This window comes from Haemophilus sp. HMSC61B11, from assembly GCF_001838615.1.
GTDB classification, from domain to species: domain Bacteria; phylum Pseudomonadota; class Gammaproteobacteria; order Enterobacterales; family Pasteurellaceae; genus Haemophilus_D; species Haemophilus_D parainfluenzae_AD.
The window spans coordinates 15,966-40,725 of record NZ_KV837995.1; the positions used below are offsets into that span (position 1 = coordinate 15,966).

At 37.2% G+C, this 24,760-nt stretch carries 30 protein-coding genes; 12 read left to right on the top strand and 18 right to left on the bottom strand.

The genetic code is table 11. The annotated features are described in order from the left end of the window. Nucleotides 1-905, top strand: a 905-nt coding sequence (locus HMPREF3263_RS07250) for a hypothetical protein (protein WP_070853137.1), incomplete at its 5' end; no start/stop codon positions are given. A 107-nt stretch (nt 906-1,012) separates the two neighbouring features. Continuing rightward, nucleotides 1,013-2,836, top strand: coding sequence for a hypothetical protein (locus HMPREF3263_RS07255; protein WP_070853138.1), 1,824 nt, complete (start codon nt 1,013-1,015; stop codon nt 2,834-2,836). Nucleotides 2,837-3,347: 511 nt separating this feature from the next. On the opposite strand, the gene HMPREF3263_RS07260 is transcribed toward HMPREF3263_RS07255, so the two are convergent. The 3 genes from HMPREF3263_RS07260 to HMPREF3263_RS07270 form a co-directional block, all read right to left on the bottom strand. Beyond that, nucleotides 3,348-4,190: a tyrosine-type recombinase/integrase gene (locus tag HMPREF3263_RS07260; RefSeq protein WP_011271867.1), complete on the bottom strand. Its 843-nt coding sequence runs from the start codon at nt 4,188-4,190 to the stop codon at nt 3,348-3,350. A gap of 60 nt (nt 4,191-4,250) precedes the next feature. Next, the gene (gene mobH / locus HMPREF3263_RS07265; protein ID WP_070853139.1) at nt 4,251-6,152 is read right to left on the bottom strand and encodes a MobH family relaxase; all 1,902 of its coding nucleotides are present in this window, start codon (nt 6,150-6,152) and stop codon (nt 4,251-4,253) included. Between the two features lie 193 nt (nt 6,153-6,345). Continuing rightward, a complete protein-coding gene (locus HMPREF3263_RS07270) occupies nt 6,346-6,645 on the bottom strand; it encodes a hypothetical protein (RefSeq protein ID WP_040976640.1) in 300 nt (99 codons plus the stop codon). A 391-nt stretch (nt 6,646-7,036) separates the two neighbouring features. Between HMPREF3263_RS07270 and HMPREF3263_RS07275 the strand changes: the two genes are divergently transcribed. The 5 genes from HMPREF3263_RS07275 to HMPREF3263_RS07295 all read left to right on the top strand — a co-directional run bounded on the left by HMPREF3263_RS07275 (nt 7,037) and on the right by HMPREF3263_RS07295 (nt 8,856). Continuing rightward, nucleotides 7,037-7,324 (top strand): hypothetical protein, encoded by a 288-nt coding sequence (locus HMPREF3263_RS07275; RefSeq protein WP_015701377.1) that lies wholly within the window; start codon nt 7,037-7,039, stop codon nt 7,322-7,324. A 21-nt stretch (nt 7,325-7,345) separates the two neighbouring features. Continuing rightward, nucleotides 7,346-7,582, top strand: coding sequence for a hypothetical protein (locus tag HMPREF3263_RS07280; RefSeq protein ID WP_015701376.1), 237 nt, complete (start codon nt 7,346-7,348; stop codon nt 7,580-7,582). 166 nt (nt 7,583-7,748) lie between these two features. Beyond that, nucleotides 7,749-8,036, top strand: coding sequence for a hypothetical protein (locus tag HMPREF3263_RS07285; RefSeq protein WP_015701375.1), 288 nt, complete (start codon nt 7,749-7,751; stop codon nt 8,034-8,036). Nucleotides 8,037-8,050: 14 nt separating this feature from the next. Continuing rightward, on the top strand, nt 8,051-8,242 hold the full coding sequence (locus HMPREF3263_RS07290) for a hypothetical protein (protein WP_005653495.1): 192 nt from the start codon (nt 8,051-8,053) through the stop codon (nt 8,240-8,242). A gap of 14 nt (nt 8,243-8,256) precedes the next feature. Next, nucleotides 8,257-8,856, top strand: a complete 600-nt coding sequence (locus tag HMPREF3263_RS07295; RefSeq protein ID WP_011271862.1) for a recombinase family protein — start codon at nt 8,257-8,259, stop codon at nt 8,854-8,856. Nucleotides 8,857-9,119: 263 nt separating this feature from the next. Here HMPREF3263_RS07295 and HMPREF3263_RS07305 read toward each other — a convergent pair whose 3' ends face one another. From HMPREF3263_RS07305 to HMPREF3263_RS07345, 10 genes are all read right to left on the bottom strand, one after another. Further along, on the bottom strand, nt 9,120-9,737 hold the full coding sequence (locus HMPREF3263_RS07305) for a hypothetical protein (RefSeq protein WP_011271861.1): 618 nt from the start codon (nt 9,735-9,737) through the stop codon (nt 9,120-9,122). Next, nucleotides 9,715-10,392, bottom strand: coding sequence for a hypothetical protein (locus tag HMPREF3263_RS07310; RefSeq protein WP_011271860.1), 678 nt, complete (start codon nt 10,390-10,392; stop codon nt 9,715-9,717). Before HMPREF3263_RS07310 ends, HMPREF3263_RS07305 begins: the two co-directional genes overlap by 23 nt. Then, the gene (locus tag HMPREF3263_RS07315; RefSeq protein ID WP_011271859.1) at nt 10,382-10,756 is read right to left on the bottom strand and encodes a hypothetical protein; all 375 of its coding nucleotides are present in this window, start codon (nt 10,754-10,756) and stop codon (nt 10,382-10,384) included. Before HMPREF3263_RS07315 ends, HMPREF3263_RS07310 begins: the two co-directional genes overlap by 11 nt. A 39-nt stretch (nt 10,757-10,795) precedes the next feature. Further along, nucleotides 10,796-11,362, bottom strand: coding sequence for a hypothetical protein (locus HMPREF3263_RS07320; protein ID WP_011271858.1), 567 nt, complete (start codon nt 11,360-11,362; stop codon nt 10,796-10,798). Nucleotides 11,363-11,587: 225 nt separating this feature from the next. After that, nucleotides 11,588-12,349: an N-6 DNA methylase gene (locus HMPREF3263_RS07325; RefSeq protein WP_011271857.1), complete on the bottom strand. Its 762-nt coding sequence runs from the start codon at nt 12,347-12,349 to the stop codon at nt 11,588-11,590. Between the two features lie 103 nt (nt 12,350-12,452). After that, on the bottom strand, nt 12,453-13,406 hold the full coding sequence (locus HMPREF3263_RS07330) for an ArdC family protein (RefSeq protein WP_011271856.1): 954 nt from the start codon (nt 13,404-13,406) through the stop codon (nt 12,453-12,455). Nucleotides 13,407-13,536: 130 nt separating this feature from the next. Next, entirely contained in the window at nt 13,537-13,695 is a 159-nt protein-coding gene (locus tag HMPREF3263_RS10750) for a hypothetical protein (RefSeq protein ID WP_005687605.1), read from the bottom strand. A 3-nt stretch (nt 13,696-13,698) separates the two neighbouring features. Further along, nucleotides 13,699-13,947, bottom strand: a complete 249-nt coding sequence (locus tag HMPREF3263_RS07335; RefSeq protein ID WP_005687602.1) for a hypothetical protein — start codon at nt 13,945-13,947, stop codon at nt 13,699-13,701. A 2-nt stretch (nt 13,948-13,949) separates the two neighbouring features. Beyond that, the gene (locus HMPREF3263_RS07340; protein WP_005653503.1) at nt 13,950-14,183 is read right to left on the bottom strand and encodes a hypothetical protein; all 234 of its coding nucleotides are present in this window, start codon (nt 14,181-14,183) and stop codon (nt 13,950-13,952) included. Nucleotides 14,184-14,267: 84 nt separating this feature from the next. Further along, nucleotides 14,268-14,624 (bottom strand): hypothetical protein, encoded by a 357-nt coding sequence (locus HMPREF3263_RS07345; protein ID WP_005653504.1) that lies wholly within the window; start codon nt 14,622-14,624, stop codon nt 14,268-14,270. Between the two features lie 380 nt (nt 14,625-15,004). Here HMPREF3263_RS07345 and HMPREF3263_RS07350 point away from each other — a divergent pair, with 380 nt between their 5' ends. From HMPREF3263_RS07350 to HMPREF3263_RS07365, 4 genes are read left to right on the top strand one after another with little or no spacing between them, the layout of a single operon-like run. Next, on the top strand, nt 15,005-15,442 hold the full coding sequence (locus HMPREF3263_RS07350) for a TIGR03757 family integrating conjugative element protein (protein WP_005687600.1): 438 nt from the start codon (nt 15,005-15,007) through the stop codon (nt 15,440-15,442). Further along, a complete protein-coding gene (locus HMPREF3263_RS07355; RefSeq protein ID WP_011271853.1) occupies nt 15,439-16,380 on the top strand; it encodes a TIGR03756 family integrating conjugative element protein in 942 nt (313 codons plus the stop codon). The genes HMPREF3263_RS07350 and HMPREF3263_RS07355 overlap by 4 nt, the downstream gene beginning before the upstream one ends. Before the next feature lie 14 nt (nt 16,381-16,394). Further along, on the top strand, nt 16,395-18,395 hold the full coding sequence (locus HMPREF3263_RS07360; RefSeq protein WP_005687597.1) for an integrating conjugative element protein: 2,001 nt from the start codon (nt 16,395-16,397) through the stop codon (nt 18,393-18,395). Nucleotides 18,396-18,410: 15 nt separating this feature from the next. Next, nucleotides 18,411-18,818, top strand: a complete 408-nt coding sequence (locus tag HMPREF3263_RS07365; protein ID WP_005667853.1) for a hypothetical protein — start codon at nt 18,411-18,413, stop codon at nt 18,816-18,818. Between the two features lie 53 nt (nt 18,819-18,871). On the opposite strand, the gene HMPREF3263_RS10755 is transcribed toward HMPREF3263_RS07365, so the two are convergent. Further along, the gene (locus HMPREF3263_RS10755) at nt 18,872-19,042 is read right to left on the bottom strand and encodes a hypothetical protein (protein ID WP_176747774.1); all 171 of its coding nucleotides are present in this window, start codon (nt 19,040-19,042) and stop codon (nt 18,872-18,874) included. 197 nt (nt 19,043-19,239) lie between these two features. On the opposite strand from HMPREF3263_RS10755, the gene HMPREF3263_RS07370 reads away from it, so the two are divergent. Then, a complete protein-coding gene (locus tag HMPREF3263_RS07370; protein ID WP_070853140.1) occupies nt 19,240-19,596 on the top strand; it encodes a hypothetical protein in 357 nt (118 codons plus the stop codon). Between the two features lie 25 nt (nt 19,597-19,621). Here HMPREF3263_RS07370 and HMPREF3263_RS07375 read toward each other — a convergent pair whose 3' ends face one another. Genes HMPREF3263_RS07375 through HMPREF3263_RS07390 form a run of 4 tightly spaced genes read right to left on the bottom strand, consistent with a single transcriptional unit; the run spans nt 19,622 to nt 24,745 of the window. Beyond that, nucleotides 19,622-21,118, bottom strand: a complete 1,497-nt coding sequence (locus HMPREF3263_RS07375; RefSeq protein ID WP_005653512.1) for a conjugal transfer protein TraG N-terminal domain-containing protein — start codon at nt 21,116-21,118, stop codon at nt 19,622-19,624. Between the two features lie 8 nt (nt 21,119-21,126). Next, nucleotides 21,127-21,450, bottom strand: a complete 324-nt coding sequence (locus tag HMPREF3263_RS07380; protein ID WP_011271851.1) for a hypothetical protein — start codon at nt 21,448-21,450, stop codon at nt 21,127-21,129. Nucleotides 21,451-21,459: 9 nt separating this feature from the next. Beyond that, nucleotides 21,460-21,903, bottom strand: a complete 444-nt coding sequence (locus HMPREF3263_RS07385; RefSeq protein ID WP_005687593.1) for a hypothetical protein — start codon at nt 21,901-21,903, stop codon at nt 21,460-21,462. Beyond that, entirely contained in the window at nt 21,875-24,745 is a 2,871-nt protein-coding gene (locus HMPREF3263_RS07390) for a conjugative transfer ATPase (protein ID WP_049370063.1), read from the bottom strand. The genes HMPREF3263_RS07385 and HMPREF3263_RS07390 overlap by 29 nt, the downstream gene beginning before the upstream one ends. Nucleotides 24,746-24,760 lie beyond the last annotated feature (15 nt).

The following is a 24,760-nucleotide window of genomic DNA, read 5'->3' on the forward strand; positions in this document are numbered from 1 at the left end:
TTTTTATTCCTGATAGCCATGAGTTTATGTGGCAGGATAATAAAAATATTGTGCATATTCAAAATGTAGAAGGAAAAGAAATAGAAAATTTCCCACACTTTCAAGTGAAAACGCATATTATGTCAGCAGATAAACAATTTTATCTTTCCTCTAATATGGAAGATAACGGGCAGCTTTATAAAGGGTATGGAAAAGATTTAGTACCAGTTTATACCGATGGAAGTTTCCCTTTCCCATTAACTTTATCAATGAGTAAAGATTATTTTTTATCTGCAACAGCAGCTTGTTCAGTTGGCAATTCTCCTGTTGCGGAAACTAACCTAACAGAAAATCCAATTAATCCTAACAGTAGTAAAAAAGGAAGTTATGATGAAATTACTTTATGGAATAGGCATACTTTAAAGCCTGTCGCTAAATTGAATGGAAATTGTGGAAAAACTACCGGTTTAATAAGTCCTAATGGTGATTGGGTTGTGACAGGAGGTGAAAATATTAGGAATTATATGTGGGAAATTCATAACATTATGAATAGACAACGCCTATCATTAAAGTTTGATAATATTCCCGAAAAATTGAAAGAAAAACAAATTACGAAAATCAGTGTTATTGCTTATGCTTTTGTTACAGATACAGAATTTGTTGCACTGAGACAAAGTGGTAATTATGACGGTTATGGCGATGAAATTGCTGCTGTCTATACTGTAGGTGAACCTCAAATTAAAGGCTATGTAGAAATCGGCAACGACCCGAGTATTTCAACAAATTACTATCAGAGAAACCTCAGCGTTTCCTCTTCTCCGAAAGCTCATATCCTCGTCACCGGGCAAGCCACCGGCGGTGGAATTAATGTGTATAAATATCATCCTGAGAAAATGGAGTTAGAGAAAATCTGGGTGGCAGATTAAATGTTAAAAGTGCGGCTAGCATTTCGAATGTTTTTTAACCGTACTTTCCTTAATGGTATAATTCACTCCATATAATATTTTTATGTGATACTCCGAAGGTTAGAGTGATGATTAAAGTTATTGTTGGTATATTCCTTGTTTTAGTTATATTTTTAGTTGGAGCGTTGATATCAGGGGATATTATTGTCTTTTTTGCGTGGTGGCTTTTACCAGCTTATGCGGTTCTTCTGATCATCTATTTTGCTTTATATGCGGTTATAGGAGTAATAACTGATAAGCCATTAGCAACTAAAATAAAACTTCTGTTAATTATTCCAACCATAAGCATTCCTTGGGGATATACTAAATGGACAGAATATCGAGATGCCCAAAGCGTGCAAGAACAAAAGATACAACGTGAACACGAACTAGTTGAAGCCTTAACAGATCTTCCGCCCAATGCAGAGATTGGGGAATATGACTATACGCTTTATGCCAAAACCGATAACTTAAAAGACGAACATGGTAATCAACCTACTTTTAAATGGGGAAACTTTGAGCTGACTTCTTTCAAAGCTCCCATAAACTATGATCAGGTTGATGTGATAAGTCTAACTCAGCCAAAAGAATTGCCTCATGGCATAAAATGTACACATGAACTAGGCTTTAAAAGGAAAATGCAAGAAGATGTAGAAAAAGGCCTACCTGCTGAAGAATTTGAGTTTGCTGAATGTAAAGTAGCAGAATTCTCCTTGATGCTAAATCAGCAGCAGATTCAGCTTAAAGATTTTATGCTTTATTACAATTCGGGGCTTCCGATCTATAAAGAGAAAATAACCACCAAACTTGCGGACTTAAATAGCTTACCTAATCCTTATTGGACGGCGAGACCTCAAGGATACGCTAGAATTGGAGATGAATGGATTGCCGATGATCTCTTTCTGATTTTAAATCAAGAAGGTAAGCCGATGATTCTTATTGGTTCAGCAAAACATCAGACGGGGTTAAACAACACTAAAATCGATCAATGTGTCATTAAATCCCCCGAATTTGATGTGCTTTTAACCGATCTCCAAAATGAACAAGCAACCTTGCATGTCATTAAGCAGTTTAGTCATGCTTTTGCTGAATCTTGCCCAGAGACAATCAAAACTTCGCTCACTTACTCTGCTAATCCGCGTAAGAAATTACAAACCACTAAAGTAGGTGAAATGAAAGAGCATCCAATCTTAAACATTTTCACGCATTTAGATGATAGTGCGGAGGTAGATTGGTTACCTGAAAATCCATATTTAGAGCAAGTTGTGAGCCGAGAAAAACCGTTTTCTTGGGGAGATGTGAATCTGTTCTCGTTTAGAAGTACACCTTCTGCAGTTTGGGCTCAACTTGCAGACGATAATAAAAAACTCGGCGCTTTCTCGTGTAGAAAAAATAGTAGTGCTTCTTTTATGCATCTTTTAGAACCTGTTGATAATACGCTGGCTTACCATAATTTTGCATTAACTGAGTGTACAAATGCTGAGGGGGCATTATGGCTTGAAAACACCCCAATTCAAGCAACTTTAGGACAGGTAGAATACGTTGATACAGCCAATAAATTACAACATAAAAACGTATCTAATACATCTAGGTTGATATTTACACCAACATATCATGACCAAGCTATTTTAACCCTCAATGGATTTCCATTTTATTTACAGCACGCGCTAACCGATCCGCAAGGGAAAATCATCACATTAGTCGGAAAGATTAGGCCAGTGAATAATCAAGGACCTATCACGTTAGGGAAATGTGTGGATGCTTATTCACAGTTAAAATTGACACATTTTTCAAACAAACAAGTGAATGTTTCTGTTTTTGAACATGAAAATTGGGAAAACCTTCTTCAAGAGAATAAGACACCAGAATGTGAATTGAGACAGATTAGCTACCAAATAGAAATATTAAAATAATAGAATTATATAGTAAAAGTGCGAATTTTTACCGCACTTTTATTAGGAAAATTATTGTTTTTCTGAGAATAAATAACTTCAAGTGTAGGCGATAACTAAAATTTTTGAAACGGAATAGAAGTTCTATTTAATAGTTTGGATAAAATACTTAATTATTAAATGAGATATTGACTATTCGATTAGAATAAATAATGGTGCCCGAAGCCAGACTTGAACTGGCACGCCTCGAAAGGCGAGGGATTTTAAATCCCTTGTGTACATCATTTAAGTTTGAAAACTATTTGTTAAGTTTGAAAACTATTTGTTTAGACCAATTCCGTGTACCTAGCCAATACACCATGATCTACCCACTAACGCTCTGTGGATAGGTTAGATCTTACACAAAAATACTAGTTTGTAAAGCCTGAATGTACTAATTTTAAAAATATTTTTATAAGGATGAATAAGCTGAGAATGAGCGATTTAAATTTATTTTGCAAGGAACACCCTTAGATGCTCCTTGCATACCTATCTAAAGTAATTCTGTATATTCTCTTATTGAATCAATATTATCTTCAATATAACTCAATGTAACTTTGACATCTTTATGTCCTAGTAATTGTTTGGCTATATATAGGTTTTCAGGTTTTTTCATTAGATTTGTTGCTGCTGTATGCCTAAATCTGTGAGGGGAGCTAATAATTCCTGTATATTTTGAAATAACTTTGAAGATATAGCTCACCTGGTCATTGGTCATTTTCTCTCCCTTTCGTTTAACAGCATTTGAAAATAAATTAATGTTAAATAGTTGAGATTCTACAGGCTGATTCAATTTACTTAGTTCAGTTAATAATTTCTTTAGATAAGGATAAAGTGTAGTTGATATAGGAAGTATATGATACTCGTGATTTTTATTTATCTCAGATGGAATATGAATAACTTGATTCAGCAAATCTACATCTTTAATCCTTAATTTATTTAACTGAGAGCGTCGAATTGCCGTATAGCGGAAAGTCATAATTATGGTTTTAGTAAACCATAATGGGCGAAGAATAGAAGGAAGATGCTTTGATTCAGTGATCCCAAAGCTAAGTTTTTTTAAATCTGAAGAAGTATATACTTTCCTTTTCTTCTTTCCTTCTCTAATGAACAAACCATCGAAAGGGTTCTTTGTAAATGGAAGGAGTTGTTTTTCAATTCCAAATTTGAAAATAGTCTTTAGCTGACGAATATAGCTATTCCAAGTCACTTCAATGATAGATTGTCCAACAACTCTCTTTCTCCATTGGAGTATTAATGAGTCTGATATTTCATCAGGATATTGAATACTACAATTTTTCTGTAATTGTCTAATTGCTTTTTCATAGCTTTTAATAGTATCTATACGTAAATGACGGTATAAAAAAAATTACTAAGTAACATATCAAATGTGGTTCTATTCACTTTCATTTTCCTCAATAAGTGATAAATGCAAATTATCAATTGGAATTCTATTACCGAAAAAATAGTCGGTTTTATCAATCAAATACCCAATCAATTGAGAGGTTCTTCTTGGGCCAATAACCTTACAGCGCCAAAAATTAATACTATCATTGTTTGATTGACGGTATTTCTTGTGTAATTTAAGGTCTTGGAAACTATATTGCAAATTTTCGATATCTTTTTTAGTAAAGTTGGTAATGCCCTTACTATTGAAAAAGAGCTGAAAGATTCCAGGTGTTACAAGGAAAAGTTTGCCTTTGACTATATGTAATTTAGCATTTGAATTATTAATAGCTAGGGTATTCCCGATAATTCCGGATTTTAGCCATTCAACAAAAATCTCTCCTGAGACAGCCTCAGTTTTCTTTGTATCATCACCCACTGTTATAGATGGGGTAGAAGCGATTTTATTTATTTCGCTTTCTTGAGATGGTTTTTTATCAGTAGAGTCTTGAGATTCTTCTACAGGTGAAAATAAATTCATTACCAAATCAGTCATATCCGTCTCGGTTTCTGAGTTTTGGGTATTGATTTGAGTGTTTTGAGAGGATGTATTTTCAGACAAATCCGGTTTATTCAGTGCGCCTGTTATTGCAGGAAGCTGCATTTCAGATTCCATAATCACTGAATTTTCTTCTTTAGTATCTTCAGCTGAATTTAATTGTTCTTCATTTTCAATATCGACTCGACCTAAAAATATACCTGGTCTGTCATTAAGATTTTCCCAAGCTACTTCCGGTTTAATTCTGAGTAAAGAAAATGCTTTAGGTGGGCACCAGCCTGAATCAGCTTTAATTCGACAATGCCAAATTGCTGTACCATCATTTGTACTTTCAATAATCCCCAGCGATTGCATTTCACTAAATAATTTAGGATTGTCAGCTGGAGCTGATATGCCTTGCTCCAATAAATAAGCTCTAATTTGGTCTGCAGTGGGTTTGCTCATTAACCATAGTGCATCCTCTGTAAGCCAACCATCAGATGGGCCTTTAGGTGTATTAATTTTAAATTTATGTTGCAGTAAATGACGTAAAGCCATGAGTAGTTGTTTTGCAAATGACGTTATAGGTTTCTGAGTCAGTTTTGATACATCTCCACCTAGTGCAAGAGTTACACTATTTTGGTCTGCTTTTTGTACTATTTCAGATAATAAACCAGCTTTATCTTTATGATCAGCCATGGCATACATTAAAGCTGAAAAAGCTTCTGGGTATTCTGCTAACCATGCAAATGCTTCTTTAGGAATTAAATAGTTTGCAAGAAAACTACCCATAACCGGGTGAAGATCATAATCTCGCCCTTTAATATATTTGAATTTATAAGGTTGAGTTGGTACTCCTAACCAAGGAAACCAACGAGAACCATCTTTTAATTGTATATCTATATCAACAATAACTTTGCCAATGTCATGAACCAATGCAGCATAAATAACAGCAGCAGTCCAAGCATCACGTTGCTTAGATTGTTCTTCCGGAGCAGCATTTTGTGGCAATACATAACTTTGTCGTAATTTAGCTGAAAATGAAAGAACTTCTAGGCCATGATCAAGCATACCACCTAAATGTGAGTGATGATGTGATTCTGAGGCAGGTAATAATTGAACCATTTCAGCGTAGCGCTCGATAGGTTTTTTATAGAGCTCATTAAACATATCTTGCGTCATTGATACTTGTTGCCAAAGTAAATTTAAGTATTTTTGGCGTAATTCAGTTTCGAGTAATTCGGATGCGGGGAAGGGAGTAATCCAGCCATCATTATCTATTTTTGATGCTGAAAAACTGAGATTTTGTAGGTTTGTTATATCAGGTTGGGAGTGTTTTTTCCCTCTGATTTTATGGAATATAGATGAAAGCATAACTTATAACCTTTTTTGTGAAAGAATATTTATTTATACATTGAACTCAATAAATAAATAATTCTAAATCGAAGATAGATATTAAAGCCATTTTGAAAGCCTTTTGGCCTTTTCAGGTAAGACCTTTCCTTTGGAAAGGTTACCTTTATTACATTACCCTTAATCCTTTTGAGACTCCTTTAACCTTTTTGATTTAGTTGCTATACATTTCATCCTGGCTATCATAATCGCTGTATTCATCACCATATTCATTCTCTGATTCAGTTTCTCCCTCATTTAATTCTGATTCAAGTATTCTTCGTTCTTCATCACCTAAAAATTTCCAGTAGTTACAAATCAACTCCTTTTCGCCATATTTTTCCCATACTCCTGGATAAAAATATTCTGCTTCAACGTGACAAATTCCCCCTTCGTGGGGGTCTCTTATATTAGCTATAGATTCAGTGCTTTGAATTGTAATAATGCATGTTATATAGAGTAGATAGCGTTTCATATTTGGGGCAGTATTTGAAAATTTAACCAATTCTAAACATCCGATTTTCTAGTAAGTAGTTTTATTTAGAAAGTCTTTTAAAAATAAAAACAGATTGTCAGTGAATACGAGAGGTAAAATACTATAATTTAGTGCAGAAACTTTGATTTATGTTTTTGGACTGTCTAAAAACTTGCTTTGTTAAAGTTTTGGGACTATACTGCATGGGTAGTCTAAAAAGTGTAAAGTTTTGAACAAAGGAGAAAAACGATGGTAGAAATATTCAGTTTAGTGGCATTGTGGCTTTGCATAATTTCTTTGTGGATTAGAGTTTATCTTTTAGAAAAGAAGATTATTGAGCTTAAAAGCAAAATTGATAAATCTTAAGTTTTGCACATACAAGGAGCAAAAAATGGAAAAAATCACAGTTCGCCTAAATTATTGTCTAGCAGACAATGAAATTCGATTAGCAAACATAGATAAATTAAAGCTAATCATTTATTTATGTGAAATGAAATTGGAAAAAGGTATTGATTTACCTTTTAAAGAGGTAACAGTAATAGGTACAGATTACATATCTGATGATTACACTCTAACAAAATCGTTGGGGCAGGTTGTAAATCGATCAAGAAAAATAGGGGTCGTTTTCACTCTATGGGAAAAATGGGAACAAAAAGAATCTGATTTTTCTAAGTGTTGAATTTTGAACAAAGGAGTATTTATGAAAGGCTATGAAATTGAACTTGAGGACAAAGGACAGGATTTCACAAAGTTAAGAACGGATGAACAAGGTATAGTGATAGCAGCCGAACCATATCAAACAGATGTATGGAAAGGGGCTTTAATTCCTATTTCTCAACAAAAAATAGGTGATTTATGTATGATTCATCATTTACCGCATATTGAATATGGTTATCTGAAATACAAAGTGTTAGCCATTAAAGAGATTAACTATTAAGTTTTGATAAGTGAGGATACAAATGTTTTATGTAATAACGTTTTTAATCTTATGGTGCGGTTTTGGACTCTATTTACTAGATACCGAAAAGAACCCTAATAGAATGAATCTAGATGATTTAAAAGATAAATTAAGAAAACTTTGAATTTTGAACAAAGGAGTAAAAATGCAGTTTAAAAGTGTTTCTTTCAAGGTTTTTGTGTCTGCCAACATGCTTATGCTGGGGTTATTTGCTTTTTTTCTTGCTCCTGCAATTTTACTTAAACAGCTTGAATTTAATGGAGCTGAAATAGTTGAACTTTTAAGTATTTATATGGGAATGACCGCTGTTATCTCTGCTGTTTGTTTTCTTACAAAGAAGATCGGTATCGCAAAGTATTTTTTAGTGGAATTTATATTGCTAGCGATAATTTTTGCATATTTAGGATATAAATTTAATGTTTTGAATTTTTAATAAAGGAGTTAATTATGGACTATGATTATCAAAAAGGCTTTGAAGAAGGTTATAGAATGATTATGGGAGCATCCGCATTGCTACCTTTAGCACCTATTCAACCATTGACGCCGCTTGGAAGCACTCCATTTAGAGAGGGTTTAAAAGCTGGTATAAATTTAGCTAAAAGAAATAACCAACAGTCATTTAATAACATTTTTAAATAATTTTAAGAGATAAGATGGCATTAATAGGATTTGCTCGAGTATCAACTCAACAGCAGGATCTAAGTGAACAGATTCAAGTATTAAAAGAATACGGCTGTAAGAAAATTTTTTCAGGGAAGCATTCCGGTAAAGCTGAGAAAAATAAAGCACAATTGGATGAACTACTGGATTATGTCCGAGAGGGTGATGTTGTTGCAGTAACTAAGCTTGACCGCCTAGGAAGGAGCCTTGCTCAGTGTTTGAATACACTTGAACTATTTAAGAATAAAAATATTGGTTTTGTTGCAATACAACAAGGAATAGATACCCGAACCCAAAACAATCCTATGGGGATGGCCTTAATTCAATTGTTAGGTATTTTTGCTGAATTGGAAAGAAGTTTTATTGTCGAGCGTACTCAGGAAGGGAAGCGAACAAAACTTGCTTCAGGTCATAAAAATGCATTAGGCGGCCGCCCACCTAAAGTGACAGATAAAATACGTAAAAAGATTTATGCGGATTTTAAAGCTGGTGATTCTATTTCAACAGTAATGAAACGATATGATTTATCTAAATCAACGGTGGCGAGACTAAAAGGTATTTATAATAGGGAAAATTTAATGTCTGAAGAGTAGAAAAAAACAGCTAAGTATTTCTGAGAATTATAAACAAAAATGGCAGGGCTCAACTCTGCCATTTTTGTTTGTTTTGTTATATTGAATAAGTTTCTAGAAGTTTTTTTAGCATTTCCGCCCTTGATAATTTTTCCTTTTCACAGATTGAATCAAACATATCTGCTACATCTGGCTTTAGGCGTAAAAGTATCTGTCTATAGTTATCCTTAGTGTATTTATTAGCATTAACACTGATAGTCTTTTTCCTGGTGTTGCTTAACTTGCTATAGCTCATTGTTATCCTCTAAATATTTTTTCAAAATCTCAATGGATACCGCATGTTTTCCGGCAATCACTAAATTTTTACCATCTATTTTTAAATTTTGCGTTAGTCGGTAAGTCTTTTTCGGCTTTGATTTTGACCGCACTTTATTGCGGACTAACAGGATTTGATACTGCTGTTCTGGTGTTTTTATTTTGCCATCACCGATGGTTTGATAAACTTGGGCTGCTGTGAGGTCGGATATTTTAACTTCTTTAATTAGCTGTTGATTATCGTCACCCAAAATAACAACATCCAAAGTGCCTTTTTCGGCCAGTTTTTGTTGCTCTCTTAATGGTAATTTTGCCATGCTGGATAACAGCGTTTTTTGCCCGGCATAATTGACAACAAGCCGCGCGTCAAGTTGATTTGTTGCGATTAACGGGATATAAGTCATCACGCCATGGCGTAACTCGCTCAAGTCCTCTCCACGCGACTCTAACTCCCGCCATATTGCCGCAATATACATGAGATATTCCGCCGTAATGCTTAGTGTTTTGGCTAATTCCGCCTTTAAATCTTGGATTGTCATGCTTTTAACGGCGACAATATCAAAACTATTTGTCTTTGTTGGTAACATTTAATAACTCCTTTGTGCCGACCATTAATTCATTAAGCGCCTTTCTCTGTCTATGTTCGCGCCGCTTTGTGCGTTGATACTCTTGATATTCCGCCCACTTTTGCGGATCTAATTTCAACTGGTCACGTTTTTTGGCTTTATGTTTACGTTGTATTGCTTGATTGCGCTCAAGTCGCTCCGCTTTCTCAACATCGCTTAAACTATCCCAAAATTCGCGCCGTTGAGCCAGTATCTCATCTTTTTTATCCTGCCATCGTTGAGCCTGATAAACTTTCCGAGTGGCTAGATAATTCGGATCTTGCACACGTCTATAATGCCTTTCCCTTTGTGCTTCCAAATGTTCGTGCATTCGTTCCGGGTCTGCTTTTCGGTTTTCGCGGGCTTTGGCGTGGTTGCGTTTATTTAACTCAGGGTCTTCCGCTATCCGTTTGGCGTAGTGCGCATTTTGGATATTGTGTATCTTCAATTTTTCGCACTCCGCACAGCAAGTATTTTTCCGCCCACGTTCCGGCGGTACTTTTTTACCACAAACTACACAATCAAGATTGCGACAATATTCGCAAAGCTCAAAAGTACGCCCACTTGCCCGCCGATATTGATAATTTCTGCCGCACTGCGGGCATGGTCTTGTTATCGGCTTGTTTTTAATTCCCATCTTCGCCGCTCGCCCAATACACTCGGACGGCATCAAGCACAGCAAATTGTTGCGCCTGTGTCATCCCCGCTAATTTGTTGTAAAGTGCGGTCAAATCTTGCGGTAAAGTGCCGTAGTGTGTGCGTAAGTCATCTGCCAAATCAAACGGCATTACAAGTCGAGTTAAATCACTGCCCGCATAGACATTGTATAACTCAACCCACTCCGATTTTGATAGTTCCGGCTTTTCTGCGCGCGTCAAATGTGCTAACTGCTCAAATGCATTATTAATATGAGCCGACAATCCTTTTTGTTCACCCTGTGGTGTACGGTCTGTCACATATTGCAATGCGGTTTTTGATAGGTGTACTGCTGTTTTTGCCATTTTAAAAGCTCTAATTAAAGCCACTTACGTGGCTTGTTGTTAATAATATTTGATAATGCAATCAGTGTTCTGATAATCAAAATAATCAGAATCAATCTCGTTTCCGTCATCATCATACGCAACAAAATCCCAATAAACATAACATTTACGACCCATTTCAGTAATAGCGCCCGCCTTATAAGTTACATATCCATCCTCTCTATTTGCATTATCAATGCTTGGATCAGGATATGCCTCATCAGTTTTAAAGTAAACTTTATGCTCACCGACAACGTTGTTGTGATCATTCGCGTAAATCGGAAAATGGCCTGTCATATTGTCATAAATTTTAATGCCATCTAATAGGATATTAATCTCGTCAATAACATCATCTTGTCTGATACCGGCAAAGTAATTATCCCAATCATCATAAGTAATCTCTACATCACCGGTGTCCACACTAGCCCAACCGATATAAATAGGGTCTGCGTTTGTCTCAAAAAATATAATGATTGTATCTGCATCATCAGCTTGTCTGCCTGCGCATAAAATCACGTCATCATCGCCTAAATCAAGTCTAGTATAAGTATTTTTGTCAATCGCAAGATCGTTTGTTACATAGTACATAATTTGTTTCCTTTTTCTGCCCCTGCCGATTGGTGGGGTCTGGTTAAAGTTTTTGAGGGTATAGCCTTATCTCTTGGCTATGATTGTATATTATATAATATACAGTTCATTTGCAAGCACTATTTTGTCAGTTTTGTGTAAATGTTTAAAATCTCCTTATTTACGCCAATGCGTACATTGTTAAATATGTAAACACCCTTATCTGTTTAGATAAGGGTGTTTATGTTAGTAAAACATTGGCTCATTTTCCCAATCAATGTCAAGCGGGGGTTCTTCTACTGGTTCAGGTTCAATAACTTGATATTCTGCTTCAGTATAGGAATCTGCACTCTCCAATTTTTTGTTCCAATTTCCCATTATGTGAGCAGGTGTGTATAAATGGTAATTCACCTCATCTTTAAGGGTGTTACCAATAATGACTTCTCCCGGTATATGCAAGAGTGTCATTTGTATATAACACATTAATGCTGCAGTAAAATCCAAATCTCTTGCTTGAGCCCACATTTGTTGCTGAGGGTTAAAGTCCTCTTCACGCAAATAATTATAAGCCTCAATAATCATTACGCCTGACCCACAAGTTGGCTCTTGCAATGTCAAAAAGCCACGTTTTTTAATTAAACTATGACAATCTGATAGAGTTACGGCTGCCATTAAGTGTGCAATGTGACTAGGTGTGAAATATTGAGCTTTATATTGATCACCTAAATCCAACGACATGAACACTGATCCTAGGAAATCATAGGTTTTATGCTCCAAAGCCTCAACAATAATGTTGAAAAGGCGACTGAGAGCTTGTTTTTCATCTTCATTATAATGCTCGCCAGCTGTCTGATAACGTTGTCTCAACGATTCATCTGCTTGTGCACCATATATAATGAGATAGAATTCCAGGGCAAAGATTGTAATAAAGTCGTAAAACACTTCTGAGCGTCGATATTGTGGTGCTATCGATTTAAAAAGTGCGGTAAATTTTTTCTCGAAATCCATAGATTACTCCTAAAATAACGGGAGCAATCCCCTTTGAGGATTACTCCCCAAAGGGTGGTTTATGAGAGCTCTAACAAAAAACGTTAGAATGGTTTAATAGAGGCTAAGCCGCTAATTTTGCTTCTTCATTCGATGTTAATTCGAGAGCATTTAACAAGAATTGTGTTGCTTCACGTGCTTGAGAAGATGCTCGGAAAATAGCTTTTTTATCGGCTTTTAATGCGTTAATCCAATGTTCAATATACGCTGCATTTTGTGAAATATTATTGCAAACATTCACGTGCGCACAGGTAAAGGCGCTTGTGAGTTCAGCTATTAATTCTTCAAATGCATATTGTTCAGAACCAAATTTATCAAATTTAGCTACACCGTCACGATTTAACCGGTCTTTATGCCCGGTGGCGTGACCGCATTCATGCAGTAGAGTTGCATAGTAGTCATCAGCTGTATTGAATTTTTTGAAATCCGGCATCACAATGCAATCTTTTCTCGGCATATAACAAGCACGATCTTGTGCTTTGTTATACAGCTGCATACCCATTTTATTGGGTAATACATCTAAATCCGGACGAGCTTGCATTTCAGAAGATTTTTCTGGTTCAGGATATTCTTCATAGTATTTTTCTAAGCCTTCACACTGTTCAATATTAAACACGTGATGACCACGAATAAATACAGATGACTTCATTTTCGGATCACCGTTTTCATCAAGTACAATGTTTCCGCTATCGTCTTTTTCTTCAAACATATTTTGTTTATAGAAAATAATAACTGTACTTTTCTCACCTGTTCGGACTTGGCCACCTAGATGATTTGCTCCTTGAAAAGTTACCCACTTGCGTTGAGTAAAGTTTTTTCTAATAGCGCTCATCCAAAGCAGAAGTACGTTGATCCCGGAGTATTGACGACCACTTTCACCGTTGCATGGAATAGCCATTTGTGGCCATCCACTATCCCAAGGTTTTTGCCATGGCATCACACCTTGTTCTAATGCTTCGAGAATTTGGTCTGTAATTTGTTGGTATAAATCTTTGGCAGGTTGAGTTCTTTTTTTCATGGTTGTTCTCCAATAAAAAAAGGGAACAACCCCCCGAATGGGAAATTGCTCCCAGTCGGGTAAAAGAAAACCTTGAACACGCCAATGGCATGATCAAGGTTTGTTGTAAAGGTTGCAGGTATTAATTCAGTTATGAATTAACACCAATGGAATGTGTTTTTTTGCTTTGTGCTTTTTGCTCTTGTTGACGTTTTAATGATCGCACACCAATAAAAGCAACTGTTCCCATAAAAAACAGTACAAAGACAATTGCAAAGAGGAACCCATTCCAGTTTAACGTAATATTCATACGTTACGCTCCGTCTGTCTCCATTAAGTTGTTGCAATATTTAGCTAACAACACACCACAGAACCAAGCTATTCCGCCAAATATCATAATGATAATGGCAAGAAGTAGCGGAATATTGTCATTCTGAACAAACATTGCGACAAACGCAATACCTAAGATGTAAGTGCCGATTTTACGAAAATCTTCAGAAACCAGCAGCATTGTTTTTTTGTCCCAATTGGAACTAACAAGCTTGAGTAAACGCTTAATCATGTTTACCCCCTTACACTTAACAAATCTTTACGGTTTGCGTATGGCGAAACTGTAAAGAAGTGATATTTCTGTCCGTATTGACTAGGGATATTCACCATAATACGAGTAGAAGATACATCTTTTCCTCGATTTTCCCAGGCATTTAATGCTTGAGTGCGAACTTCCTCTATTAGAGATTCTGAGTCATTATGTTTGGCTAAATAAGCTAAACAACTGTTATGTAATGTCACTTTCATAAGTTTTCTCCTACAGCAAGGGAAACCTTTACCTCTAAGGGTAAAAATTCCCCTTAGGGTTGAAAATGAATAGCTTATGCAATGTTAATGCATAAGGTAGTAAAGAGTACCCACTGTACCAACAATACCGACAATCAAAAATAAAATGCTAAATAACGTTGTTCGTTTTAACCACGTTCTTTGCACATCATCAATAATTGCCTCATATTCTTCCGCTTGGCTATCTAGCATCATTTGTAATTCGCAAAGCCGACGAGCTTCTTCGTCTTCAATGCTTTGATTGATACCAGATGTCACTTGTTTGTATTTATCGGTTGCTTTGTTTTTAGCTGCAACGAAAAAACGGCCCAAGTGTTTTCCCACACGAAATGAAAATGTTGGAGTTTCAAGAGGGTTACTTGATGGAACATCATAGTGTTCCAATTGAGTGGATGAGGACATAGTCATTCTCCTAATGTGAAATAAAAAATTCCTTGGAAAAATGACATGCCCGAAGGGAATCATTTTCCCTCGGAAGGTCTTTAAGGTGGCATTCCTACGATTGCGTAGAGTATCCTTTCAGAATGCTGGATAACATTTTGGCTATGATTCTACTTGCACTAAGGCAAGGCGTTGCTTCTCAAGAATCGTGCAACTTATAAGAGCTGTTTGCACAGCGACTTATCAAGTCCAATCATACTTAATAAGGCTGTCGAATCTCTATTAAAAATTGTTTTTTGGAAATGGAGAATTTATCTCAAAATCAAAAAGAATTTTTTATATATTCCCCCCTGTCATTTCGTTAATGTTTCAACTATCCAATTTCATCGTAAGGGATGGTTATGTCTATAAAAAAATCACTGTTTCTTTTCGGTTTGTTACCACTATCAGTGTTCGCCCAGGGGCCTAATCCCATAATTACTGTTTATTCAACACAAGATTATCCAATTCTTCACGCAGAGCTTGCAAGCCAGGTGTATTTACTTGATCAAGTTGAGCAATGGGAAAATTTGATTAGTCAGCGATTGAGTGCGAATCCTAGTGTAGCAGCTCAGCAAGCATCTCAGATTTTTCAGTCTGCTGAATGGAAACAGTCTGAAGAGCAATTAAAGCGTTCTTATCAGGGCCTTATAAGTGGTTGGCAAAATGGAATCAAGAAGGTGCCTGCAGTTTTATTTCAATATCCGGGAAAAGAGGATAGTGTCATATATGGTGAAACCAATATTGCTCAGGCATTAAGTTTATGGCAACGAGAGATTACAAAAGAGGGGACAAGATGAAATTGAAAAAAATGACATTATCCGGGCTTTGTATTGCAATTGCGTTGACCAGTATTTCAGGACAAGCTTCGGAGTCCGGTCAATCTTCTTTAAACACTGCATCGATTATGGCATCAAGCGCTTCGACAAGTTGTTTAGATTATAAGGTCGTTGGTACTTGTTTTTGGCTATTTTGTACAAAATTCGGCTGTAAAATCCGGACATCTACGAAAATAAAACACTATATTCCCGAGGTAGTGGTTTCAAGTTATAACCATCAGGCTCAAAATCCTTGGGTGGAAATGAATTTCCTTAGCAATGGGGTAAAAGGTGGAGATTATCAATCACCACACAAAGACTATACGCAAGCAACATTTAAAAATGTTGATGTAATCGGTCATCCGCAGGGAGCGATTAGTCAAATGCTTAATAGTACAGGGTATTACTGCAAAAGTCAGACAACGCCTTTTGTGCCTTATTACTTGAGTGGTTTGGACTTTTTAGCGTGGCGATTTGGTGTTCCGGAAATGGTTTATCCTGAAGCGCTTATTCCAGGTATGAGAGAAATTAGAGCAAATGGAGACACTTGGGGAAATATTTATCCACGAGCGGGTACAGTAACACAAGTTCATGACTATAAAGCTTCAGCTGTAACAGCGCATCGAGTAGCGGATGTTGTGACAAATACTTTCCAACCACATGTATATATACCGATTGCGAAAAAAGATAATCAATCGAATGGTGAGTGGTTTCCCCCTCCAGTGAAAGAAGGGGATGAAAAGACACATAAATGGCAACAGCTTCACCCGGTTACTTCACAGTCTTGTGCTATTTTCCCTGATAACCCGCCAAGTATGCTATCTGAAAATGGTAGTTATGCCTGGGCATTATGGCGCCCTTACAAGTGCTGTAAAAAACGCGGACAAACATTTTTGTATAGTATTGATTGGTCTAATTAATAAAGGAATTGAGTATGAAATTAAATCATGCACTGAAAGCATCTTATATTGCTATATCGTGCGCAATCTTATCCTCAACCATGCCAGTATCAGCTTCTAATAGTAATCCGTTTGGATTTAATAAAGCCGATTCTATTTTGTCTGATATGGTGTTTTATCAAATTGGGGGCGGTGTAGGTTATATGGCTCCCCCGAGTCGAGGTACGATTCCTGCAGCTGAATTTGGGATTGGTTGGAAAGCTAACTTGATGTGCGGTAATTTTGACATTAAGACGAGTATTAAAAATCAGTTAAATGGTTTAACTGAAGGATTTAAAGATCTTTATAGTAACGTTATCGAATCAGCCACAGGAGCTGTGGCGAGTTTACCTGCAATGGTTATTCAACGAGCAAATCCTCAGTTATACGATATTCTTACGAATGGTTTATATCAAGGTAAAATTGATTTTAATAGCTTAAAAACCAGCTGTGAAGAAATGTCTAAGAAGCTTGCAGACGCAACTTTAAATGGTCGTTGGTCTCAAAGTTCGGATATGGAATCCTTTAAAGACATTACTTCAACTGAACCAGATGCTACTCGAGCTAAAAAGAGACTTGAGGAATCTCAAGGTAAGGAAGGTAAAGAGTGGGTCGGGGGTAAAAAACGCGGTGGCCAAGGACAAGAACCAATCAAAATTGTTGAGGATGTTGCAAAAGCTGGCTACAACATGCAAAACAAGCGTAATGTATTAGAATCAGGTCGAATCTCCGGTAGTAGTTGTAGCGGATTACTTTGTCAAACTTGGGATAATCCTAAAGATATGACAGATTGGTTAACGAATGTGATCGGTGAGAAGCAATTAACTACTTGTAAAACAGATTGTGGTACTGCTAGTAGCTCTCGAGCTGGTGTTGGTTTAACACCTGAAATTGAAAAAGAAAATATTAAGACGGTAACTCAATTACAAAAAGCGCTTAACATGAGCACTCCTTCCGTTGAAGTACTTGCAGAATTAAGTTCTACAACAGTTCCTGTAACTCGTGGCTTAATTGAGTCTTTACGAGAAGATCCCGATGCTCAAGTATTAGGGCAGCGTTTAGCCAGTGAAATTGCTGTAGCTAAAACAATGGAGAAAATGCTTCTTGCACGTCGAGCTGTTTTAACGGGTATGCGTGAGCCAAATGTGGCCAACAATAAAGATGCTCAAGAAGAGTTAGAAAAGATCCTCACTTTAATTGACCGAGAAATAGGTCAAATTAGAATGGAGATTGATCTACAAAAATCACTTACCGGGAATTCCGCAGTTGCAATCCTACAAAATAAAGAGCTACGTGAATATAACACTGGAACCGGAAATGTTACACGTGACAGTGTAGATAAACGGATTAGCGATTTAGCTAATGGTACGAATAGCAATGCTGCTGAATTGGCAGATGCTGACAATATCAATATTCCTCGTAACAATGTCACTTTAGAAGTGCCTCAGATGTCAAACTCCCTGTCTTACACCGGGACTGGCGGTACATCCGGAAATAGTAGAGGTAACACTTCTTATTCATCAGTTCCAGCAATTAAAGGGACTGCACTTGATCAAGCTACAGGGTTGTTGAAAAAATTTGAAGGGTTTAGTGATAAAGCATATTGGGATGTCAATGCTTATCGCACTGGATATGGTTCAGATACTATCACAAAAGCGGATGGTACAATTGTCAAAGTAACGAAAGATACTGTAGTTAGTCGCGCTGACGCAGAGCGTGATTTAGCACGTCGAACACAAGAATTTGCAAATAGAGCGAGAAATAACGTATCATCTTCAACATGGGATAAGTTACCGCCAAATGCCCAAGCCGCATTAACATCTTATGCCTATAACTATGGCTCATTAACAAAAGATGTGATTGCTGCAGCCCAGGCATCTGCGCAATCAGGCGATATGAACGCACTAGCAAATGCAGTAAGAAATCGTCAAAACAATAATAATGGTGTAAATGCTAAACGTCGTAACCAAGAAGCAGATTACATTTTAGGAAAATAAATAAAGGATATTTTTATGAAAAAATTACTCACTATTGGAGCGGTAGCTATGTTTGCAACGCCAGCTTTTGCAGCTAATAATATTTTTTCTTGTACAGCAGAGAACGGAAGCCCGGTGTCTGTAACAAAAAATGGTTCAGATTATGAATTCACTTATGGCCAGGTTTCTTTTAAAAATCCGGTAAAACAAGTTTTTGCTAATCAGGATTCTTATGTAGCTACTGGTTCAGGATTTATTACTAGCTCATTAGAAATGAGAAATAATGGCACAAGTTACACGATTCAATTTGTGCAACCACACAATAGTAACAGTATTGAAGAGCCAATGCTTTATATCACCAATGGCAGTAAAATGGATACGGTGAGCTGTAAAGCGGGTAGTGCAACTCAAAACTTTGAACGTCGCAGTATGAAAGCTTCATAAGCGTAAATAGAGATAAAATAAGCGGGATTTTCCCGCTTATTTTTTTAGTTATATTAACTACTTTTAAAAACTTGTATTAAATCCTTTAAGATCTCCTGTTCACACGTATTTCCATTAATGATATTTAGTTCATCGTCCAGATGACTAAGCATTTCATCAATTCCTAATTCATTAATTGCTATTTCATTTAAACTAATAAGCCATTCTTTAAAACGAGCTTTCATATCCCCCCCTATTTGAGCTATTTATTTGCGTTGTGTTATCAAGATACATTGAGGAGATAGATAAATCAGTAAAATGAGTAAAATTTGCGACGTGGATCGCAAAAATTACATTTTTCCTGCTTAAAACGAGGTTTTAATAAAAGAATAATAAGAGTACAATGAGAGTAAGTCAGAGTATTTTTGATAGGAGAGAGAATATGGATGCTCAAAAATTTGGCCATTCTGTCGGACAATTTTTTAAGAAAATTGACCGCACTTTGTCATTTCTCCCAGGAAAGCCTCGTAAAGCTGTTGTGACAGCTGCTGCTCTTGCTGCGAGTCCAATTTTGGCTGGAGTTGTAATTTCTAAAGCTAAATCCTTTAAAGAGACTGATTATGACAGTGGTGCTGAGAATAAACCCATAATGAATACGCTGTTAGAATTTGAAGAACATGAGGATGGCTATCGAGATGGCCCTGAGGGGGTTGGTTTTTATTCTTTTGGAACAAGAATTGATGTTGAGGATGACGTAGATACATTTGAACACATGAATGAGTTTTATGAGATAAAATAAAGGGGGAATATAAATTCCCCTTTTATTATTTTAACTTGCTTTGAATTAACTCTCCGCCTTTTCCCCCTGCTGAACTAGCATGATTTGAACCTTGTTTTAACGCTTGAGACATCGCCCCGCCCATATTAATACCAGCCCAAGACATAGCGCCAAACCATAATGTTGGTAAGAATATAAACATACTTCCCATCACAAAATTAGAGATAATATCGTCTTGCGCATTCTCTAAAAAATTAATATTAAATGAGTTATGAGACGGTGAGCTGTACATAATCTCAATCATATATGAGTCTAACCATCGTGCCAATTCCCACCAAAATGTGGTTGTAATAAGTGCAAAATATACAAAGCTTAGTGTCACTACAGCTTTAATTGAAAAACCACTTAAAATCGTAATGACTGGAATTAAAACTATCAGAGCCATAATCATAAAGGATTGAACCATTGGTAAGGCTTGTCGCATTGCATCGAGACCAGGAAATATCGCTAAACTTCCTACTGCAGTTCCTACAGTTGAGGTGAGTCGAGTGATGGCATTCCAAAATCCAAATTCAACACTACCACCGTAACCTTGATACATTTTTCCTTTTGAAACATCTATGTTTTCAGAACGTAAAAGTGTTCTCAATAAAGCTTCATCTTGGTTGTCGATAGAATTAAAGAAATCACTCACCTGGGCAGATAAGTTTTGACGCATATCTGTAAGTAGGCGAGATTTTAATCCAGCTCCACCTTCATCCCACCATTGATCACAGCTTGGGAAACCGCCTTTCCCCGAATTAGGCAATGCCGCATCTCGATTTGCATCATAAGGGAACGTGCTAATAGGTTGTTGAGCTCTAAAACGAGGGTAGAGTTCGCTGTTATTAATAAGCAATTTACCACCTAACCAGGATGTTTCTCGGATTTGTGCCGGACTCAAGGCAATTTGGCTTGTTTGTAATTTTTGACGAGCCGGGATATAGCATTGTTGCACAAATTGCTGTACTTCAGTTAATAATGCTGGGTTAGTGATTTTTTGATGTTGCACTTCAAATCTAACTTGACGTAAATCACGCTGGCAAGGCAATACTGCAGTCATACCATAAGTTAGACCTTTATCCACTTTGTGCATCAACATCCACCAAATAGGAATTCGGGCTTGTCTGTCTCCAAATGTTGTCGTAAATGGCGCATAGCCTGATTTATCCGGGGAAGCAGGAACTTTATAGCCACATTGAATAGATGAACGTTCATTGTATTCAAGGTTATTCAATGATACCGGGATAAGAGGGGCTAATGTCAAAACAACGATAAGCATTGCTGGAAGGAGTTCGATTGTGAGCCAGCGGATTAATAAATCCCCTTTCTCACCTTCATCATCCCCTTGTTTAGCTACGTCACGCCAAATTTTAAAGATCATTCCGATAAGCGGAAGAAGCCATAACCCTGTTCCAACAAATAACGCAAAAACTCCGTTATTAAGCAACCAACCAAGTAGAGTCAGGAAATATTCAAGATAACTGTCAACTGAGAATGTCATATTTCCCCCTAAGCTAAAGTAATCTGTGTAATCGCTTCAGCAAAAATTAAAATCATCGCAATTAACCATTTTGCTTTTGCCGGCATAGAAGATGGTTGGCGACGAGAAATGGAATAGACCATCAACATAATCGCACCATATAGTAATAATCGTACTGCAAACCATATCCACTGCGTTTTAATAAACCAAGCACGAATATCAACATTCTGAAGATATTGAGTTGCAAAGATGCCAATTGCAGTAAGGGCTAAAAATAAAAATAAAAGGATAGCAATAAAACGGAGTACATTTTTAAGCCATCCTCTTGATTGTGGCTTTTTACCTTGAGACATCAGGACTCCTTATTCATTACCCACAGTCTTATCCCCAAAAACTGGGGATAAGTCAGCAGGGGATTCCCAAATTGCAGCTAATTTCCAAAGCAAATATTGAATTAACCAATATGCATCAACGTGATCGGTTAATTCCACATTAAGTCTAGCTGGCCAGTTTTCGGAAGAAAACACAGGTAATTGGAAACGCCCGGAGATATTAAATAATAAATGCACTTCACCTTTATCTCCTTTAGCGTGTACTTTCCAACTTGATTGAGTAAATACACGCTGAGGAAATGCGCTTAATTGGCAGTTTGAACCAATTTTTGTCTTAATTTTTGCAATGAAATGCAGCACGTAGGCTTTCACCTCATCAGAGGTAAAAGCAAGTGATTGGATGCGAGGCCCAATGTCAAAAATACGATGAAAAGTCATATTAGGATTAGGCTGCGATTGAGTTAAGTTCGTCATTGACTGCAATCCCCCGTTTTTTGTCTAAGTCTTTAGCAACCATCAATGCCGCATCTAACTCAGTACAGTTATGTTCCATCATTAATTGTTTACGTTGTGCTTTCTCGTGTTTTTCAGTCATCCCTAGTGCTAAGTAAAGACTAGGTGGAACAACACGGAATAAGGCTTCCATATTGGTTGCGAGCACCACACCTTCAGTATATTTCTTATCTGCTTTTTTCGCAGATAACAACATCATTTTCTGAGCTTCGGATAAACGACGGAAACGGTTTACCTGTTCGACTTCATCATTAGAAAGGTTAAGTAATTCCCACCATTCAACCATGCTGAGTAATTTATCAGATTCATCAGGGAAGTCAGCCATATTCTGTGTAGCTAACCATAACCAAATACCCAATTTACGCCACATTTTAGAACCTTTAACCAGGAACTTAGCTAGAAGTGGATTTACGGTAATGATATGCGACTCATCCGTAATGTTCACGATAGGGCGGAAACTGTGTTGATATTTTTCACCTAAGGAGTTGATATGGTTAATTAGGGAAATATACGAAATCGCTAATTCTGCTTCATAACCATCACGTGCAAACATCGCCAAATCGACAAGTGTAATATCAGCCTCTGGCCAAATTTCCCCTTCACGGTTAAAGAATCGACCATTTACCCCGGTGCAGAAAATATCCATTGCTTCGGCCATATCAGCAAGGCGAGATGCGCGCTCAGGACGAATATCCGGGCGACGGCTTAATTCCTCAAGTGCGGCTTTTACATCCCCGGTTAAAACTTGACGAGGTGGGGTCTCTTGTGAAGTTTTCTCTGCAGCTAATAAAATAGCCTGGCGAATAGCCGAGCGGTCAGCACGGCTCATTTTCTCATCTTCCTTCGCTTCTCCCCCGGTGATCATTAAGCGAGCGGTTAATTCCATTTCCGCAAGTAAGTCTCGTTGTTCCTCGCCTTCATCTTCATTATCGTCATCATCTTGAACTTCAAGATCGATATCCATTTCCAATAAACGATGCGCTTCAGAGAAGAGCGGTAAAGCGATGTTACTACTTGGCTCAAGAGATACCCGGTTAACCGTTAAACCGTAACGCTCCGCATAATCTGAAAACAATCCAAAAGAGTTACCTGCTTCTACAATAAACAAGCGAGGACGGTGCACAGCCATCAGTTGCGCCATTTGTGCGGTTAATGTTGCCGATTTACCTGAACCTGTAGGGCCTAAAATGAGCTTATGCGCATTTTTAGTCCGGTCTTTAGGGTTTAGTGGGTCAAAATCTAATGGGCTTCCACCGCGGTTAAAATAGGTGATTCCTGGGTGTCCCGTTCCGGTCTCACGGCCAAATACAGGTAACATATTCGCAATGTGTTGCACCCAATAATATTTGGTATAAAAACGAGATTTTGCATCTAATTGAGGATTAAAATTCATCGGTAGCCAGCGTAAATAGCTATTAAGAGGCGCAACTTCGTTGCCTTCTTTTACCGGCACTAAATTATTACTGAGTAAAACCGTTCTTAATTCTCTTGAGCGAATGCGTAGCTCTTGATCGTCTTTCCCTCTTACATAGAAAACCATGCCAGCTTGATAAAGCTTGTGTCCGTCTTTTAAATATTCAGTTACTGTGAGGGCATCTTGTTTTAAATAGATAGACTCATAGTTATTACCGACAGCTCGACTACTTAATTTGTCTAAATGCGCCTGTAATTTATCTTGAGGATGAATGACTACAGTGATAGCCATAATGGTTGATTCCGGCAATAAATCAAATAGTGCATTAATATTACGACCTCGAGTGACTTCGCCTGTCATGTGGCCAACATCTGGCTGCTTACGAATATTATCAACTACAATGACTTCGTGAGGTTGCTCATTAAAATACCAATAGCCATTTTTACTTTCCGGTGGCGTAAAAAAGAGATTTTCACTAAAATCTTGGTCTTGTAATGGTAGAGCAGAGTCATCCTTAGAGAGTGATAAAAGATCATAGCAAGCTTTATCATCGAGTCCGTTAAAATAGCGTGATGGATTTGGATTAAACCATTCTAATAACCAACGATGAATTTGAGTTTCATTTTGGCGTTCCATGGTTAATCCTGCTGTGATAAAAGCACTTTGAACACGATCACAAGCTGTATTTAATTTCTCGATTGTATCTGTCTCATTATTTCCAGCATAACGATAAATAACCATGCGTGTTTTACGCACTTTTCCAGCCCATGCCGTATTTGTTACCCGGTCATCAACAAAAAGCCCACCTGGTTTACCTACTGCTTTTAAGTGACGCTCCATTTCACCAAGCCACTGTTCTGTAAACTCACTACCGCTCGCTTCAGGTGAAGTGGTTTTAATGTACTGTCTCAGATTCTCAACATAACCGCTTAAATCCTTGTCATCCTGGCAATAGAATTGTACAACGTAAGGATTGGTATCAAGTTCATCGAAACTATCCTGTAAGGCATCTTTAACCAATGTGCGAACGCGATTAAGATAGTCGCTGCTTCTTCCCTCAGTTCCTATAGGCTTAATATCAAATACCGCACCTGCACTTTTAGCATCATCAAAAAGCATTACGCCTTCTTCTTCCAAATATTCCGCATAAGGAAGATTGGAGATAAAAGAGGGATCGCGCCCATAAAGCATTTTAACATGTTGCTCTCTGGTCATTTTTCTATTACGCATAACAGGAGTGATTTCAATCGTCTCTTCTACGTTATTGGTATCATCCTGCTGTGCTTCTTCCGGTGCAATGGATGTTAGGATAGGTTCCTTTTTAGGTTGAGGCTTATCACCCTTTTTAGCAGGGAAGAAAGCCTCTAACACGTCTTGGAATAATGCCATCGTTTCTTACCTCAT

What these genes read in the sequence shown, in the direction of transcription:
- HMPREF3263_RS07335 (WP_005687602.1), bottom strand. Translation starts at nt 13,947, where the DNA reads ATGATTAAGCGTTTACTCAAGCTTGTTAGTTCCAATTGGGACAAAAAA.
- HMPREF3263_RS07285 (WP_015701375.1), top strand. Translation starts at nt 7,749, where the DNA reads ATGCAGTTTAAAAGTGTTTCTTTCAAGGTTTTTGTGTCTGCCAACATG.
- HMPREF3263_RS07380 (WP_011271851.1), bottom strand. Translation starts at nt 21,450, where the DNA reads ATGTCTCAAGGTAAAAAGCCACAATCAAGAGGATGGCTTAAAAATGTA.
- HMPREF3263_RS07330 (WP_011271856.1), bottom strand. Translation starts at nt 13,406, where the DNA reads ATGAAAAAAAGAACTCAACCTGCCAAAGATTTATACCAACAAATTACA.
- HMPREF3263_RS07365 (WP_005667853.1), top strand. Translation starts at nt 18,411, where the DNA reads ATGAAAAAATTACTCACTATTGGAGCGGTAGCTATGTTTGCAACGCCA.
- HMPREF3263_RS07305 (WP_011271861.1), bottom strand. Translation starts at nt 9,737, where the DNA reads ATGTTACCAACAAAGACAAATAGTTTTGATATTGTCGCCGTTAAAAGC.
- HMPREF3263_RS07315 (WP_011271859.1), bottom strand. Translation starts at nt 10,756, where the DNA reads ATGGCAAAAACAGCAGTACACCTATCAAAAACCGCATTGCAATATGTG.
- HMPREF3263_RS07290 (WP_005653495.1), top strand. Translation starts at nt 8,051, where the DNA reads ATGGACTATGATTATCAAAAAGGCTTTGAAGAAGGTTATAGAATGATT.
- HMPREF3263_RS07360 (WP_005687597.1), top strand. Translation starts at nt 16,395, where the DNA reads ATGAAATTAAATCATGCACTGAAAGCATCTTATATTGCTATATCGTGC.
- HMPREF3263_RS10755 (WP_176747774.1), bottom strand. Translation starts at nt 19,042, where the DNA reads ATGAAAGCTCGTTTTAAAGAATGGCTTATTAGTTTAAATGAAATAGCA.
- HMPREF3263_RS07370 (WP_070853140.1), top strand. Translation starts at nt 19,240, where the DNA reads ATGGATGCTCAAAAATTTGGCCATTCTGTCGGACAATTTTTTAAGAAA.
- HMPREF3263_RS07280 (WP_015701376.1), top strand. Translation starts at nt 7,346, where the DNA reads ATGAAAGGCTATGAAATTGAACTTGAGGACAAAGGACAGGATTTCACA.
- mobH (WP_070853139.1), bottom strand. Translation starts at nt 6,152, where the DNA reads ATGCTTTCATCTATATTCCATAAAATCAGAGGGAAAAAACACTCCCAA.
- HMPREF3263_RS07375 (WP_005653512.1), bottom strand. Translation starts at nt 21,118, where the DNA reads ATGACATTCTCAGTTGACAGTTATCTTGAATATTTCCTGACTCTACTT.
- HMPREF3263_RS07325 (WP_011271857.1), bottom strand. Translation starts at nt 12,349, where the DNA reads ATGGATTTCGAGAAAAAATTTACCGCACTTTTTAAATCGATAGCACCA.
- HMPREF3263_RS07390 (WP_049370063.1), bottom strand. Translation starts at nt 24,745, where the DNA reads ATGGCATTATTCCAAGACGTGTTAGAGGCTTTCTTCCCTGCTAAAAAG.
- HMPREF3263_RS07320 (WP_011271858.1), bottom strand. Translation starts at nt 11,362, where the DNA reads ATGTACTATGTAACAAACGATCTTGCGATTGACAAAAATACTTATACT.
- HMPREF3263_RS07350 (WP_005687600.1), top strand. Translation starts at nt 15,005, where the DNA reads ATGTCTATAAAAAAATCACTGTTTCTTTTCGGTTTGTTACCACTATCA.
- HMPREF3263_RS07355 (WP_011271853.1), top strand. Translation starts at nt 15,439, where the DNA reads ATGAAATTGAAAAAAATGACATTATCCGGGCTTTGTATTGCAATTGCG.
- HMPREF3263_RS07340 (WP_005653503.1), bottom strand. Translation starts at nt 14,183, where the DNA reads ATGAAAGTGACATTACATAACAGTTGTTTAGCTTATTTAGCCAAACAT.
- HMPREF3263_RS07270 (WP_040976640.1), bottom strand. Translation starts at nt 6,645, where the DNA reads ATGAAACGCTATCTACTCTATATAACATGCATTATTACAATTCAAAGC.
- HMPREF3263_RS07345 (WP_005653504.1), bottom strand. Translation starts at nt 14,624, where the DNA reads ATGTCCTCATCCACTCAATTGGAACACTATGATGTTCCATCAAGTAAC.
- HMPREF3263_RS07255 (WP_070853138.1), top strand. Translation starts at nt 1,013, where the DNA reads ATGATTAAAGTTATTGTTGGTATATTCCTTGTTTTAGTTATATTTTTA.
- HMPREF3263_RS07310 (WP_011271860.1), bottom strand. Translation starts at nt 10,392, where the DNA reads ATGGGAATTAAAAACAAGCCGATAACAAGACCATGCCCGCAGTGCGGC.
- HMPREF3263_RS07275 (WP_015701377.1), top strand. Translation starts at nt 7,037, where the DNA reads ATGGAAAAAATCACAGTTCGCCTAAATTATTGTCTAGCAGACAATGAA.
- HMPREF3263_RS10750 (WP_005687605.1), bottom strand. Translation starts at nt 13,695, where the DNA reads ATGAATATTACGTTAAACTGGAATGGGTTCCTCTTTGCAATTGTCTTT.
- HMPREF3263_RS07385 (WP_005687593.1), bottom strand. Translation starts at nt 21,903, where the DNA reads ATGACGAACTTAACTCAATCGCAGCCTAATCCTAATATGACTTTTCAT.
- HMPREF3263_RS07295 (WP_011271862.1), top strand. Translation starts at nt 8,257, where the DNA reads ATGGCATTAATAGGATTTGCTCGAGTATCAACTCAACAGCAGGATCTA.